The organism is Bradyrhizobium sp. CB3481 (assembly GCF_029714305.1).
Taxonomy (GTDB): Bacteria; Pseudomonadota; Alphaproteobacteria; order Rhizobiales; family Xanthobacteraceae; genus Bradyrhizobium.
In genome coordinates, this window is sequence record NZ_CP121647.1 from 5609566 (window position 1) to 5622259 (window position 12694).

General features: G+C 64.0%; 12 protein-coding genes and 1 riboswitch. Of the genes, 1 reads left to right on the top strand and 11 read right to left on the bottom strand.

Translation table 11 applies throughout. The features are described 5' to 3' along the window. Positions 1-113: 113 nt before the first annotated feature. From QA643_RS27345 to cbiT, 4 genes are read right to left on the bottom strand one after another with little or no spacing between them, the layout of a single operon-like run. Positions 114-1424, bottom strand: a complete 1311-nt coding sequence (locus tag QA643_RS27345) for a cobyrinate a,c-diamide synthase (protein ID WP_283028845.1) — start codon at positions 1422-1424, stop codon at positions 114-116. Then, positions 1424-2206 (bottom strand): precorrin-4 C(11)-methyltransferase, encoded by a 783-nt coding sequence (cobM, locus tag QA643_RS27350; RefSeq protein ID WP_283028846.1) that lies wholly within the window; start codon positions 2204-2206, stop codon positions 1424-1426. Before cobM ends, QA643_RS27345 begins: the two co-directional genes overlap by 1 nt. Further along, on the bottom strand, positions 2203-2571 hold the full coding sequence (locus QA643_RS27355) for a cobalamin biosynthesis protein (protein WP_283028847.1): 369 nt from the start codon (positions 2569-2571) through the stop codon (positions 2203-2205). Before QA643_RS27355 ends, cobM begins: the two co-directional genes overlap by 4 nt. Next, entirely contained in the window at positions 2568-3749 is a 1182-nt protein-coding gene (gene cbiT, locus QA643_RS27360; RefSeq protein WP_283028848.1) for a precorrin-6Y C5,15-methyltransferase (decarboxylating) subunit CbiT, read from the bottom strand. Before cbiT ends, QA643_RS27355 begins: the two co-directional genes overlap by 4 nt. On the opposite strand from cbiT, the gene QA643_RS27365 reads away from it, so the two are divergent. Continuing rightward, positions 3748-4497: a cobalt-precorrin-6A reductase gene (locus QA643_RS27365; RefSeq protein WP_283028849.1), complete on the top strand. Its 750-nt coding sequence runs from the start codon at positions 3748-3750 to the stop codon at positions 4495-4497. The two genes, cbiT and QA643_RS27365, sit on opposite strands and share 2 nt — an antisense overlap. Here the strand turns inward: QA643_RS27365 and cobJ are convergent. Genes cobJ through QA643_RS27400 form a run of 7 tightly spaced genes read right to left on the bottom strand, consistent with a single transcriptional unit; the run spans position 4473 to position 12383 of the window. Next, on the bottom strand, positions 4473-5207 hold the full coding sequence (gene cobJ / locus QA643_RS27370; RefSeq protein ID WP_283028850.1) for a precorrin-3B C(17)-methyltransferase: 735 nt from the start codon (positions 5205-5207) through the stop codon (positions 4473-4475). The two genes, QA643_RS27365 and cobJ, sit on opposite strands and share 25 nt — an antisense overlap. Next, positions 5204-5935 carry a precorrin-2 C(20)-methyltransferase gene (locus tag QA643_RS27375; RefSeq protein ID WP_283028851.1) on the bottom strand — a complete coding sequence of 244 codons (732 nt, stop codon included), beginning with the start codon at positions 5933-5935 and terminating at the stop codon, positions 5204-5206. The genes cobJ and QA643_RS27375 overlap by 4 nt, the downstream gene beginning before the upstream one ends. Before the next feature lie 2 nt (positions 5936-5937). After that, positions 5938-6567 carry a precorrin-8X methylmutase gene (locus QA643_RS27380; RefSeq protein ID WP_283028852.1) on the bottom strand — a complete coding sequence of 210 codons (630 nt, stop codon included), beginning with the start codon at positions 6565-6567 and terminating at the stop codon, positions 5938-5940. Continuing rightward, positions 6567-7730: a precorrin-3B synthase gene (gene cobG, locus QA643_RS27385; protein ID WP_283028853.1), complete on the bottom strand. Its 1164-nt coding sequence runs from the start codon at positions 7728-7730 to the stop codon at positions 6567-6569. Before cobG ends, QA643_RS27380 begins: the two co-directional genes overlap by 1 nt. Further along, the gene (cobN, locus tag QA643_RS27390; RefSeq protein ID WP_283028854.1) at positions 7727-10978 is read right to left on the bottom strand and encodes a cobaltochelatase subunit CobN; all 3252 of its coding nucleotides are present in this window, start codon (positions 10976-10978) and stop codon (positions 7727-7729) included. Before cobN ends, cobG begins: the two co-directional genes overlap by 4 nt. Beyond that, complete coding sequence (gene cobW, locus QA643_RS27395) at positions 10978-12012, bottom strand: cobalamin biosynthesis protein CobW (RefSeq protein WP_283028855.1); 1035 nt, start codon at positions 12010-12012, stop codon at positions 10978-10980. The genes cobN and cobW overlap by 1 nt, the downstream gene beginning before the upstream one ends. Beyond that, on the bottom strand, positions 12009-12383 hold the full coding sequence (locus QA643_RS27400; RefSeq protein WP_283028856.1) for a DUF1636 domain-containing protein: 375 nt from the start codon (positions 12381-12383) through the stop codon (positions 12009-12011). Before QA643_RS27400 ends, cobW begins: the two co-directional genes overlap by 4 nt. Before the next feature lie 93 nt (positions 12384-12476). Next, a riboswitch (cobalamin riboswitch) is annotated at positions 12477-12693 on the bottom strand. Position 12694 lies beyond the last annotated feature (1 nt).

Below are 12694 nucleotides of genomic sequence, written 5' to 3' on the forward strand. Positions count from 1 at the left end.
TGATGGGCCAGCGGCACGCAATTGAAATTCCGCGACGCTCAGACGCCCGGCCGGCTTGAGCGTTAGGAGCTCCGCATCGCCTGGACCAGCCGAGACAAACGAAACAAAGCCGCTCACCTGTCCTCCGCAATGAGATGGAAGAACGTGCCGGTGGCGTAGCCGCGTCGCGAGCCGGTCTCCACAACGACCGCGCCGGTCGCGTCACGCACGATAGCCAGGGGTGTATCGGGCTGAGAGACAATCGTGGAGTAATGGAACTCGTGGCCGCGCAGACGCGTACCAGCCTGATGCCCAGGCATTGGCATCGCAAGCTCCGCAAGCCGATAGCCCAGATGCATGCGACGTTGGGCAAAACTCGTTTCCAGGCCGAGCAATCCCGTCATCTCGTGATGTACGTCGTTGGCGTCGGTCAGGGCGGAGCCCAGCACCATGTAGCCCCCGCATTCGCCATGCACCGGCCGCGTCTTCGCAAAGGATGTTAGCGCGCGGCGAAATCGGCGATTTGTTGCGAGTCGGCCAGCGTGCAATTCCGGATAGCCGCCCGGCAGCCAGCAGACATCGGCGCTGTCATCAGGGCCTTCATCGGCGAGCGGCGAGAAGGTCACAATCTCGGCTCCGGCTGCGCGCCAGCCCTCCAGTATGTGCGTATAGACGAACGAGAATGCGGCGTCGCGTGCGAGAGCGATGCGCTGGCCGGGCGGCCTGACGTCTAGACCGTGCGCGTCGCTTGGCGCCTTCCAGGCGCACGCCGATTGCAGCACCGCATCCAGATCGACATGCTCGGCAACGACGCGCGCGGCCTCTGCAATGAGGCCGTTGATCTCAGCCTGCTCCTCGGCCTGCACGAGACCCAAGTGCCGCTTCGGCAAGGTGATGGCGGCATGGCGGGGCAAGCCCCCGAATACCGCAATGCCGGCGCCTGACAGGGCGCGGCGCACCAGGTCTTCGTGCCGCGCGCTGGCGACGCGGTTGAGAACGACGCCGGCAAGACCCACGCCCGCGCGGAAATCGCGCAGTCCCGCAGCCATCGCCGCGGCGGTTTGCGCCTGTCCGGAGGGATCGATCACGAGTAGGACCGGCCAGTCCATCATCTCGGCGATATCGGCAGTCGCGCCGGTACCCGAGACGCCCGGTGCGGCAACGCCATCAAACAGGCCCATCGAACCTTCGGCCAGAACGAGGTCCGCATCGGCGCCGCGCGATGCGACCGATTCAATCGCCTCACGACGCATGGCCCAGCTATCGATGTTCAGCGAGGAGCGCCCCGTGGCGGCCGCGTGAAACGCCGGATCGATATAATCGGGCCCGCTCTTGAAGCACTGCACCTTTAGCCCGCGATCGCGATAGGCGCGTGCCAGTGCCAGCGTCAGCGTCGTCTTGCCGACACCGGATGCAGGCGCGGAGATGACGAGGCTCGCCGCCATCACGAGCCTTCCGGAAAGCGCGGCGTCGGCCCGAGCGGCCGATAGCGGCGGTCATAGTCGGCAGCATACAGGCGGCTTTCTGCGAAATCTTCCGAACCCAGTGTGCGACCGACCAGAATGACGGCCGTACGCTCGAGCTCGCTGCTGACAGCAGAATCCAGCGTGCCGAGCGTGGCGCGAATAATGCGCTGGTCCGGCCAGCTCGCGCGCCAAACGATCGCGACCGGGCAGTCTGCTCCATAGTACGGGGTCAGCTCATCAATCACCTTGGTAAGCAGATGGATCGAGAGATGGATTGCGAGCACCGCACCGGTCGTGGCAAAGGCGGCGAGTTTTTCGGCCTCCGGTATCGCGCTCGCCCTGCCCGGCATTCGCGTCAGCACGACGGATTGCGCGCGACCCGGCAGCGTGAGCTCGGCCGCGAGCGCCGCCGCGGCGGCGGAAAAGGCCGGCACCCCTGGCGTGATTGAATAGGGAATTTGCAGCGCAGTCAGCCGGCGCAATTGCTCGCCCATCGCCGACCAGATCGACAGATCTCCAGAATGCAGCCGTGCCACGTCCTTGCCCTCACGATGCGCGGTGACAAGCTCCGATATGATGTCGTCGAGCGATAGTGGGGCAGTGTTGACGATGCGCGCATCCGTTGGGCAATACGCGAGGACTCCCTCCGGCACGAGCGAGCCGGCATAGAGGCAGACCGGACAGGCGGCGATGAGATCGCGTCCACGCAAGGTGAGCAGATCGGCTGCGCCCGGTCCGGCGCCGATGAAGTGCACAGTCATTCGCCGTCCCCTTCCGCGATTGCTGCGCTCGCCATTCGATCTTGAGAAACGGTCCGCGTCGAAACAAGGCGCGCGCCACGGCCTGCCACGGCTAGCGCCGCGGCTTCGGCGACGGAGCCCGTGCCGAACTTCGCCCTGATGAATTCGGACTGTGTGGGCGTGATCACGCCAGCCAGGACATCGGCAGGAACGGGTCTGACCGGGACATTGAGTTCACACGCCAGCGCTTGGAGCGCAGCGGTTTCGGCCTTCTCGCTGACGGTGGCGACTGCAGCGAGACCGTCAGAACCTCCCGCAGCGTCGAGCGCTTCACGAAGCGAAGCAACCATCACGTCTCGCTTAAATCCTAAACCTGCGACCTTCACTTCACCGCACTCCATTGCACGACCGGCCGCGCCGCCTCCCAGGAGCGATAACGTCCGAGGTGACCGGCATGCGCGATCTCGACCCGCATCAGTTCGCCGCCGTGGCGTTGATGCAGGTCACAAAGCAGCGCCTCTGTCTCCAGCGTAACTGCGTGGGCAACCATCCGCGTTCCTGCCTCGATGCGCGACCAGACGGCATCGAACATCGCTGCGTCGGCCCCACCGCCGATGAAGACGGCTTGCGGCGTCTCAAGGCCTGAAAGGATCTGAGGTGCCGCTCCCTCGATCACGCTGATCCGATGCGTCAGGCCGAAGGCCGCGGCGTTGCTGCGGATGTTCGCTGCACGATCGCCCCGCGCTTCAATTGCGATCGCCGTGCCACCGCAGAGAGCCCATTCTATGGATATCGAACCGGAGCCCGCGCCGATGTCCCACAACCTTTCACCGGGCCTCGGCGCCAACGCCGAGAGCGCGAGCGCGCGCATCGGCCGTTTGGTGATCTGGCAGTCATGCACGAAGAGCGCGTCTGAAAGGCCGGAGGCGCGCGGAACTCCGTCCGGTCCAGTGGCTTCGAGCGCAATTGCCAGCGGACCGACGCCCGCATCGGCCGCGTAGCTGTCAGCTCGATACAGTATCACAAGTTCGCGCGGCCCACCGAGCGCGGCGAGACTCCACAGCGGTGACGCGCCCCAGCCGCGCGCCGTCAGCCAGCTGGCAAGATCGCCGGCTGCCCTGCCGTCGCGCACGAGACAGATGATGCGAGCTCCGCGTGCGAGATGCGGCACTAGGCGTTCGAAGGGCGCGGCATGAAGTCCGAGACAAATGACAGATTCGAGCCGCCAGCCCAGCCGCGCCGCGGCAAGAGAGAATGTCGAGGGAGCAGGATGCGCGATCCATTCGCTCCTGCTCAGCCGCCCCGCAAGGTTGCTACCGATACCGTGCCAGAACGGATCGCCCGAGGCGAGCACCGCTGTTGGACGCCCACGGCACGCCAGCACGCAGTCCGCATCGAAGGGCACCGGCCAGCGATGACCGCGGCCGTTAATGCCGGCGAGGACGAGATGCCGTTCGCTGCCGAACACGGTCTCGGCTTCCCCAAGCGCCTTTCGGCTTGCTTCCGAGAGGCCGACAAGGCCATCTTCGCCAATGCCGATAATTGTCAGCCAGGGATTATCCATGATGCGCGTCCTCATTCTGGGCGGAACGAGCGATGCTAATCTGCTTGCGGCTGCCGCCGCGCGCGCGGGGCTCGACGCGATCTATTCGTATGCCGGACGGACGCGAGCTCCGAGCGGCCAGTCGCTGCCAACCCGCATCGGCGGGTTTGGCGGCGCGAGTGGTCTTGCCGAATACATTCGTCGGGAAGGAATTACGCATCTCATCGATGCGACCCATCCCTTCGCCGCCGATATGAGCCGCAACGCGGTTGCGGCGTGCGAGGCGACCAGGACGCCCCTGATCGCGCTCGAGCGCGAGCCCTGGGCGAAAATGCCCGGAGACAATTGGATCGAGGTCTCGGATATCACTTCCGCTGTCGCGGCGTTGCCGGAGAATCCCGCGCGAGTGTTTCTTGCGATCGGTCGGCAGCATATTGAACGCTTCAGCACCAAGCCTCAGCACGTCTACACTTTGAGGTTTGTCGATCCTCCCGATAGATCGCTGCCGTTTCCGGACGCCGATCTCATCGTGTCGCGCGGACCATTCACCCTTACCGGCGAATTGGAGATGATGCGCTCGCGCGGCATCGAATGGATCGTTGCCCGTAATGCCGGGGGAACCGGCGCACGTGCCAAGATCGACGCCGCGCGCGAGTTTGGCCTTCCCGTTGTCATGCTCACGCGGCCCGAATTGCCCGTTAGGCTGCGAGTGGAAAGCGTAGCCGAAGTCATGCAATGGCTCAGTCATCGGGCGTGCCTCGGGGCATAGACCCAGGGACCGACGCGACGTGTCGCCGAATTACCGAGGATGACAAGGGTTCTCATGTCGGCCATCTCCGGCCGCGCCTCGTGCAGCATCACTGTTTCAATTCGCTCCTTAGGCGTACTGATAGCGTGCGCGAAGATCACCAGGCGTTCGCCGCAGCTCGCCTCCTTCAGAACTGAGAGCGCGCGTCCAAAGCCCTCGGGCCGGCTCACTGAGCGCGGATTGTACATCGCGATCGCGAAGTCGGCCTCTGCGGCAAGCCGCAGACGCTTCTCGATCGTCGACCACGGCTTCAGATTGTCGGAGAGATTGATCGCGCAAAAATCGTGGCCGAGCGGCGCGCCGGCGCGCGCAGCCGCAGCCAGCATCGCGGTCACGCCGGGCAATACGCGAATAGCAAGCCCCTGCCATTGCGGTGCCGCTTCGAGCGCTTCGAACACGGCGGAAGCCATCGCGAATACTCCCGGATCGCCGGAGGAAACCATAATGACGCGGCCTCCTCCCGATGCCAGCCGCAAGGCGTCCTTTGCGCGCTGCAACTCCATGCGATTGTCTGATGGATGCAGCGTCAGCCCTTCACGCGGCTCCACGCGCGCGACATAGGGTGCATAGCCCACCACGTCGGTTGCAACGGCGAGCGCGGCGGAAACTTCCGGCGTGACCAGCGCTTTATCGCCCGGCCCAAGTCCCGCGATTGTTAACGTACCAGTCATTCGGCGGCCTCCATTCGCCGCCCATGCCCATGCACTAGCACGATCGCGAAATAGGGACACTCGGTCTCATCCACATCCTTTAGCCGCACGACGCGCTCGCCCGGCATAGTGCCGCGTTCGATCAACCATGCATCGCCAAGTCGGTCAGCGGCTTGGAGGGCACGGCGCACCTTATTCAGATTGCGCCCGGTCTTCATAATGACGAGCGCATCGGAATTGCGCACGCGCCGCTCGAGCTTGTCCTCCGCCAGCGTGCCCATTAGCACCGTCATCACATCGTCGCCGAGTGCGATTGGCCGTCCGACCGAATTCCAGCAACCGGCCATGCCGGGAATGCCCGCGATCACCTCGATCTCGACTCGTCCCTGCAGACGGGCGTGGAGGTGCATGAAGGAACCATAGAAGTAAGGATCGCCCTCGCAGAGCACGACGATGTCGATGGCGCGGGCGAGCCGCGCAAGACGCTCCGCCCATTCGTCGTAAAAGGCAGCGAGGAGGCGTACATATTCCGGACTATCGAAGGCAATCTCCGTAGTGACTGGATATTCCATCGGATATTCGCAGACGTCATTTGCCAGCAGCCCATCGACAATGCGTCGAGCCTGTCCGCGGCGTCCCTTCTTGCGGAAATAAGCAATGTGCTTGGCGGCGCGGACCTCGCGATCGGCACGCACGCTCATCAACTCCGGATTGCCTGGCCCGAGGCCGCAACAGATGATGCGCCCCATGGCTATTCGCTCCGGCTTGCCAGCGCATTCACGGCGGCAACCGCTATAGCGGAGCCGCCAAGACGTCCCTCGATGGTCAGCGCCGGTGCGGGCGGGTCGGCCATCAGCGCGGCCTTTGCTTCAGCGGCGCCGATAAAGCCGACCGGACAACCAATGATCGCTGCCGGCCTTGGACAGTTGCGATCCTCCAGCATGTTGAGGAGGTGAAACAATGCGGTCGGTGCATTCCCGATGCTGACGATCGCGCCATCCAGACGCGCTCGCCACAGCTCCAGCGCTGCAGCCGAGCGGGTGTTGCACATAGATTTTGCGAGCGACGGCACCGCGGGATCGTCGAGTGTGCAGATGATGGCGTTGTCGGCCGGCAGGCGCGCGCGCGTGATTCCCTCCGCCACCATGCGCGTGTCGCAGAGGATAGGCGCGCCATTCAACAGTGCGGACCGCGCGATGCGCGCCATGCCGGGCGTGAAACGGATGTAGGATTCGAGACCCACCATGCCCGCAGCATGGATCATGCGCACGGCCACCGACTCCTCGTCGGCCGAAAAGCGCTCAAGGTCCGCCTCGGCACGGATGGTGGCGAAGGACTGACGGTAGATCGCTGCGCCATTGGTCTCATAGACGTGTGGCATCAGCGCTCTCCCGTAAGAACGGAAGGATCTGCGATCATGCGGCCGGGGCTCAGTCCACGTAAGACCGGCGCCTCTCTTGTCGAGCCGCCGCGGACGAGATCGAACCCATTTCTGGTTGCGATAAGAGTGATCGAAGCCGCGCCGGAATGGGCACAGCCTTTGGTGCAACCGGAGACGTGGAGCTGGTAATCGGCGGCAATGTGAGGCGCAAGCGCCGCCGCAAATGCGCGGGTATCGGCATGCGCATCACAGCAGGCGGGCGCACCGCTGCAGGCGACAGCGCGCAGAATCGGATCGTCGGCTTGGGTGATGAGGCCCTCGCAGCCGGGCATTTCACGCAACTCTTCCGCCAGGATCATGCGCCACGGCGTCATTCGTAATCCTGGCGCGCATCCAGCCAGATCGGAGAGCGCCGCATGTGTCACTTGCCCAAATGCGGCGCCGACCATCGCGCCTTGCGGATAGATTCGCGGACGCGGCTCGGCGATCATTCGAGCCGGCTCAACGTGGCCACGAAGCGCGTCTGGCAATTTTTCGCCAGCGCGGATGTACGCTGCCATTCGCCCTCGCCCGTCTCTGGCACCGCCGGAGGTGACGAACCATTCGGCAAGCGCGAGCGCGAACTTTATGGCGTCTCTTCGCGTGACAGGGTGACCATGCTCAGCGCCGTCGGCACGCACGATCAGCTCTCCCGCCAGGCTACGCTCGATGCGGATATCGGCGGAGGCGTTGGCAAGCGCGCGCTCCATACTGCAATCGACAGCGAAGCCGAATTTGGTCGGCAGGCCGGGCGGTCCCATCGCAAGCTCTTGCTCAAGTTCTGCTGCGAGCAAACAGGTGTCGTCACTTGCGCTCCAGAAAGGCGTGACCAGGATGTTGCGCCGCGCCTCCGACTCGGGATCCGGATCGACCAGGTGCAGCCAAGAGAGTTCCTCGATCAGCGGCCGGTGACCTTTATCGCTGATGCCCCTGATTTGCAGATTGCCCCGGCTGGTCAGATCGATCAGGCCATTGCCGTAGCGCTTGGCCAGCGCTGCAATTCCTGCCGCCTGCTTCGCATCAAGCCGGCTACGACGTGGCCGGATACGAACCAGGAGCCCATCTCCCGACCGCATCGGCCGTAAGGCACCGGGACACCAGCCCTTGATCGCAACCGCGCTCATGAGGCCTCCCGCAGCGCGGCCGCAATCGAATTGCGCCGGGTACGCCAAAGCGCAGCTTCATGCAATCGAGTGAAGCATGATTCGATCGCCACGAGCGCCGCCGGATTCTCGCGTGCCATGAAAGTGCGAACGTCCTCGCTACCAAGCGTCGCGTTATAATAGAGATCGAACAGTTGCGACGGCACGGCCTGCGCGAGATGGGCGAAGGCTGCCATGTGCTCAAGTGTCGCCGCGATCTCGGCCGCCCCTCGAAAGCCGTGGCGCATCATCCCGGCAATCCATTTCGGATTGGCGGCGCGCGAACGTACGACGCGCGATATCTCCTCGGTCAACGAGCGTGCATGCGGCTGATCTGGGCGCGTGGCATCGAGGTGATAAAGTGAAGGGGCGGCGATGCCCAGGCGCGCCGCGGCCGCCGCAGCGCCCGCCTGGTGTACGGCATAGTCTGAGGCTAATAGCAGGTCAGTTTCTGGCAGGTCTTGCGCGTGGACGAAGGCATCGGTGGAAACGAGCCTTGCCTCGATACCTGAGCGATCAGGGCGCATCGTGCCGTCGGGCGCGAACGTCCACGATGAAGCTGAAAGCCAAGCTTCGCCGGCGGCATTTTGCGAACCTTGGGTGAATACATCCGGTATCGATGCCATACCGACACCGTACTGCCCCGGCCGAGGCCCGAACACGCGCGCGGCGCGATGGCGATAGGGATTCTCGTCGCCTTCCTCGCCGCGTTCAGAAAGCGCTACGGCCGCCGCCTCGAATAGTTGCGCAAGAGATGGAAAGACATCGCGAAACAGTCCTGAAACGCGCAGCGTCACATCGATGCGCGGCCGGCCAAGCGCGGCTGGCGCGATGATCTCATAACCCGAGACCCGACCTGACCCGTGATCCCAGCGCGGCGCGATGCCTGCAAGGTGCAGGGCCATCGCAAAATCCTCGCCTGCGGTGCGCATGGTGGATGAACCCCAGAGATCAACCAGCAGCCCCTTTGGCCAATCGCCGTGATCCTGCAGGTGACGGCGCAGCAATTCCTCGGCAAGCTTGATTCCTTGCGCATGCGCCGAGGGCGTAGGCACCGCGCGGGGATCGACGGTGAACAGATTGCGCCCCGTTGGCAGCACATCGCCCCGCCCACGATGCGGCGAGCCTGCCGGGCCCGGAGCAACGCGTCGACCAAAGAGCGCGTCAAGCAGCGCACCCTTTTCCGCATCGCCGCACCCCCCGCGACCGAACACATGCAGGCCATCACCGAACTGGCTCTCCTTGAGATCGCACACGAAGCGATCGATCCGGGGAATGGCCTCCGCCGGAGCGGCCGAGGCGCCAAGGCCGAGATCCTCTTCCAGGCCCGCGGCACGCGCTTCATCGCGGATCGCTATAATCAGGCGGTGGCGGCGCGCGGGATCGAGACCATCAGCCGTAGAATACTCATCGAGGAGTTGCTCGAGCGGACGCAACCCTTTAGGCAACGCGGCCTGGGCCAGCGGCGGCGGCAAATGGCCGATCGTGACCGCACCGATGCGCCGCTTGGCCTGGGCTGCCTCACCGGGATCGTTGACGATAAAGGGATAGACCACCGGCACGTCGCCAATCAGTGCTTCCGGCCAGCAGGTAGCCGACAGCGCGACCGACTTGCCGGGCAGCCACTCCAGAGTTCCATGCGTGCCCATGTGGACGACCGCGTCGACCTCTTGCTGCCTCAGCCAGAGATAGAACGCGATATAGGCGTGGCGAGGCGTGTGCGAGAGATCGTGATACTCGGTGTCACGATTGGTGACATCCCCGCGTTCCGGCTGAACGGTGATAATCGCCTTCCCACGCTCGATCGCTGAGAAATGAAATTCGCCGTCACTGCAGGCGGGATCGTTCTCCGGCGCACCCCAGGCGCGCGCGAGATCATCCTGCAGCTGGTGCGGAAGTCTCGCCAGCTCCTCACCGTAATCAGCAACGCTAAAGGTCAATTTCTCCTGCAGGAGAGCGGCACTAAGCGCTTCTGTTGCCTTCACGTCAAAACCGGCATCGCCGAGATCGGACAATAGCGTTTCCACCGAACCAAGCGCGTCGAGCCCGACCGCATGCGCGATCTGGTGCGGACGACCCGGATAGTTCGAGAGCACAATCGCCAACCGCTTCGTGCATGCCGGCTTGTTCGCGAGCCTGTGCCAGGCCGCCACCCGATCTACCACAGCCCCGACACGTTCGTCGTCGGGCATGTGCACCAGGTGCGCGAATTGCAGATCAGGATCGCGTGCGCTCGGCGACTTGAAGCTGACCACGCCTGCCAGCAGCCGGCCGTCAACCTCCGGCAACACCACGTGCATCGCCAGATCGCCCGGCGAGAGACCGCGAAGCGATTGCGACCACTCATCGCGCCGGGCCGTCGACAATGCGACCTGGAACACCGGACAGGATGCTGCATCGAAAGGCGTCGTGCCGTCGTCGGTGACCGCAGAGAAGGCGGTTGCATTGACGATCACAGCAGGCGGGCATTGCTCGAATTGTCGTTTAAGCCAATTCGCCACACCGGCCGTTTTTAGAGAGGTGACGAACACGCCATACGCATCAAAACCCTTCTTCCGCAGGGCTGTGATCAGCGCGTCGACCGGAGCGGTATCGACTGCGGTGAGATAGGATCGATAGAAGGTGACGAGCGCACGCCGCCCCCGATCGGGGTTGTTTGGCAGCGCCACGATTGCACCACGATACGGATCGTAGAAACCGATCTCGGGAATTTCAACTTCGCCGGCGACAGGTCCCGCGTAGAGACCCGAGGCCAGCGCGAGTTGGGCGATTGCTGCCTGCGCCGCAACCGTTCCGCCCTTGTCGCACAACGCCTTCAGCCGTCCGAGCGTCGAGACGGGTAATGTCGAAAGCGCATCCAGCCGCGGATCGTGACGACCGTCCGCTGGGAGCACCGCAAGCGCGATGTCGTGGTCCTTCGCAAGTTGATGCAGGGCAGCCAGCCCATATGACCAGTAGGACTCGCCGCCGATCAAGCGCACCAAAATGCCGCGCGCATGCGACAGCGTCCGGTCGATATAGGTGTCGACCGACAGCGGATGAAGCAGCTCGGCAAGATTCGCGAGCCTCAACGGCGGCAGGCTACCACGGCCGCGACGCCAACCGGCGGCAAACGCGGCGAGATCGCTGTCTGAGAACGAGAGCACGACGAGGTCGGCCGGATCCTGCCCGAGATCCTTAGGGATCGCGGTCTCCGCAAGACCGCGGCTCTCGCGAAAGACGATGTGCATCAGATACCGAGTCCCGCCTTGATGGCCGCCTCATCGATATCGTCGCGTTCGCCGATCACAACCAGCTTCGACCGCCTTGGCCGCGTGCCCCAGGGCACGTCGAACTGATGCCCCACCCGCTCGCCGACCGATTGCAGCAGCAACCGCATCGGCTTGCCCGCGACCGCGATATATCCCTTGGCACGCAGGACGTTGTGCTCACGCGCAAGCCGCCGGATCGATTCGACCAGCGCATCCACGTCAGCAACTTCCGGGAGCTCGATGACTATCGAAGCAAAATCGTCGTGTTCGTGCTCTTCTTCGCCATCGTGATGAGAAGGTCGCGCAGCGAGATCGTCCTCAGCCGCCGCTTCGAGACCAAGGATCACACGCGTATCGACGGCACCGTTGACGACAGGCAGCATCGGCGCGCGACGCGGCGTTTCGGCAGCGATCGCCGCCCTGGCCGCTTCAAGTCCTTCCGCGCCGGCAAGGTCCGCCTTCGTGAGCAGAACGATATCCGCGCACGCGATCTGATCCTCGAACACTTCCGATAGCGGCGTCTCGTGATCGAGGTTTTGATCGGCCGAACGCTGCGCTTCCACTGCGGCAGGGTCGGGCGCAAAGCGGCCGGCCGCTACGGCCTCGGTATCCGCGAGCGCAATCACGCCGTCGACTGTGATTCGCGAGCGGATCTGCGGCCAGTCGAACGCCTTGAGCAGCGGCTTCGGCAAAGCCAGGCCCGATGTCTCGATCAGGATATGGTCAGGCCTCACGCGGCGCGAGAGTAGCTGTTCCATGGCCGGGATGAAGTCGTCGGCAACCGTGCAGCAGATGCAGCCATTGGCGAGCTCGACGATGTTTTCGGCAGGACAGCTGATCTCGGCGCAGGATTTCAGGATCTCACCGTCGACGCCCTCGCTGCCGAACTCGTTTACGAGCACCGCAAGCTTCTTGCCATTCGCATTGGTGATCAGGTGTTGGATCAGCGTCGTCTTGCCTGACCCGAGAAAGCCAGTGATGATGGTCACCGGAACCTTGGTGAGCGTATTCATTCGGCGGACTCCGGCAGGACGGCAATAGGTGGAATACGGGCAAGCGATTGCGTGCGGAAAATCTCCGGTCGGCTGCGCCATGGCACAATACCATCTGGCGCCGCCGCATAGGCCGCAGCCCCGGCGACCACATCGGGTGCGTTTGCATCGGACAAGCGACCGTACACATAGGACCAGCGCCGAAACCCGGAGAGTGCAATCGAGCAGCCTTGGCTGCAGGCCGATAGGCATTCGACCGGAGCGACGCTGACGCCCTCCGGCACGCCAGCCTCGAGGATGGCGCTGTGCAGACGCGCGCCCGGTGTGATTTCGCCTTTCCTTACGGCCTCGCCGGCACGGCAGGTGATGCAGACGTGAAGTGTGACGGTCATCGCCTCTTCTCAAGTATCTCTGGCGGAGGCGATGAGGTACGCGAACCAACGACGCACGGGTTCGCTCCCCGTCGCGGAACACCCCGTCCGCCGGTGGTCAATCGGTGCGCTGGCAGGTCTCCCGGCTTGCGGAGCAGGTTTTTCCTTCGATCTCCACCTTCCCAACCTTTAAAGGTCAGTGGCTATTGGAGATCTCTCCGGTCACGGTCGCGGGGGCGGCTGCGCTTCAGGCTCAAGCTTTGAGGCTGGAGCCCTATCGCATTCCCTCTTCGCCTGTCGTAGGACAGGAACCAACGCTACCCCACCATTTG

What these genes read in the sequence shown, in the direction of transcription:
- QA643_RS27345 (WP_283028845.1), bottom strand. Translation starts at nt 1,424, where the DNA reads ATGGCGGCGAGCCTCGTCATCTCCGCGCCTGCATCCGGTGTCGGCAAG.
- cobW (WP_283028855.1), bottom strand. Translation starts at nt 12,012, where the DNA reads ATGAATACGCTCACCAAGGTTCCGGTGACCATCATCACTGGCTTTCTC.
- QA643_RS27375 (WP_283028851.1), bottom strand. Translation starts at nt 5,935, where the DNA reads ATGGGGCGCATCATCTGTTGCGGCCTCGGGCCAGGCAATCCGGAGTTG.
- cobG (WP_283028853.1), bottom strand. Translation starts at nt 7,730, where the DNA reads ATGAGCGCGGTTGCGATCAAGGGCTGGTGTCCCGGTGCCTTACGGCCG.
- cobN (WP_283028854.1), bottom strand. Translation starts at nt 10,978, where the DNA reads ATGCACATCGTCTTTCGCGAGAGCCGCGGTCTTGCGGAGACCGCGATC.
- cobM (WP_283028846.1), bottom strand. Translation starts at nt 2,206, where the DNA reads ATGACTGTGCACTTCATCGGCGCCGGACCGGGCGCAGCCGATCTGCTC.
- QA643_RS27365 (WP_283028849.1), top strand. Translation starts at nt 3,748, where the DNA reads ATGATGCGCGTCCTCATTCTGGGCGGAACGAGCGATGCTAATCTGCTT.
- QA643_RS27400 (WP_283028856.1), bottom strand. Translation starts at nt 12,383, where the DNA reads ATGACCGTCACACTTCACGTCTGCATCACCTGCCGTGCCGGCGAGGCC.
- cobJ (WP_283028850.1), bottom strand. Translation starts at nt 5,207, where the DNA reads ATGACTGGTACGTTAACAATCGCGGGACTTGGGCCGGGCGATAAAGCG.
- QA643_RS27380 (WP_283028852.1), bottom strand. Translation starts at nt 6,567, where the DNA reads ATGCCACACGTCTATGAGACCAATGGCGCAGCGATCTACCGTCAGTCC.
- cbiT (WP_283028848.1), bottom strand. Translation starts at nt 3,749, where the DNA reads ATGGATAATCCCTGGCTGACAATTATCGGCATTGGCGAAGATGGCCTT.